General features: G+C 51.1%; 1 rRNA gene. It reads right to left on the bottom strand.

The features are described 5' to 3' along the window. Positions 1-1,468: ribosomal RNA gene (locus DPF91_RS21670) — 23S ribosomal RNA — on the bottom strand; the annotation flags it as partial. Positions 1,469-1,485: the final 17 nt, after the last annotated feature.

The raw sequence follows: 1,485 nt of genomic DNA, 5'->3' as shown, positions 1-1,485 counted from the left end.
CTTCAGCCTACGCACTTGAACCTGGACAACCATCGCCAGGCCCACCTAGCCTTCTCCGTCCCCCCATCGCAATTGTAAGAAGTACGGGAATATTAACCCGTTTCCCATCGACTACGCCTTTCGGCCTCGCCTTAGGGGTCGACTTACCCTGCCCCGATTAACGTTGGACAGGAACCCTTGGTCTTCCGGCGAGGAGGTTTTTCACCCCCTTTATCGTTACTCATGTCAGCATTCGCACTTCTGATACCTCCAGCAGCCCTTACAGACCACCTTCAACGGCTTACAGAACGCTCCCCTACCCCGCAWACAAAGTWTGCAGCCGCAGCTTCGGTGTATAGCTTAGCCCCGTTACATCTTCCGCGCAGGCCGACTCGACCAGTGAGCTATTACGCTTTCTTTAAATGATGGCTGCTTCTAAGCCAACATCCTGGCTGTCTGAGCCTTCCCACATCGTTTCCCACTTAGCTATACTTTGGGACCTTAGCTGGCGGTCTGGGTTGTTTCCCTCTCCACGACGGACGTTAGCACCCGCCGTGTGTCTCCCGGATAGTACTCAATGGTATTCGGAGTTTGCAAAGGGTTGGTAAGTCGGGATGACCCCCTAGCCTTAACAGTGCTCTACCCCCATTGGTATTCGTCCGAGGCTCTACCTAAATAGATTTCGGGGAGAACCAGCTATCTCCAGGTTTGATTGGCCTTTCACCCCTAGCCACAAGTCATCCGCTAATTTTTCAACATTAGTCGGTTCGGTCCTCCAGTTGATGTTACTCAACCTTCAACCTGCCCATGGCTAGATCACCTGGTTTCGGGTCTATATCCAGCGACTRAGTCGCGCAGTTAACACTCGCTTTCGCTACGGCTCCCCTAGATGGTTAACCTTGCCACTGAATATAAGTCGCTGACCCATTATACAAAAGGTACGCAGTCACACCACGAAGGTGCTCCTACTGCTTGTACGTACACGGTTTCAGGTTCTATTTCACTCCCCTCACAGGGGTTCTTTTCGCCTTTCCCTCACGGTACTGGTTCACTATCGGTCAGTCAGTAGTATTTAGCCTTGGAGGATGGTCCCCCCATATTCAGACAGGATATCACGTGTCCCGCCCTACTCGATTTCACTGATGATGAGATGTCGACTACGGGGCTATCACCCTTTATTGCGGCACTTTCCAGAGCCTTCGTCTGTCTCATTAAAAGCTTAAGGGCTAATCCAATTTCGCTCGCCGCTACTTTCGGAATCTCGGTTGATTTCTCTTCCTCCGGGTACTTAGATGTTTCAGTTCCCCGGGTTCGCCTCGCTGCACTATGTATTCATGCAGCGATACTTACTTATGTAAGTGGGTTTCCCCATTCGGAAATCCCAGACTCAAAGACTTTTACTGTCTAATCTGGGCTTATCGCAAGTTAATACGTCCTTCATCGCCTCTGACTGCCAAGGCATCCACCGTGTACGCTTAGTCACTTAACCATACAACCCCAAGAGGT

This window comes from Vibrio maerlii, assembly GCF_003415655.1.
GTDB lineage: Bacteria > Pseudomonadota > Gammaproteobacteria > Enterobacterales > Vibrionaceae > Vibrio > Vibrio maerlii.
This window is presented reverse-complemented; position numbering and strand designations above follow the sequence as displayed.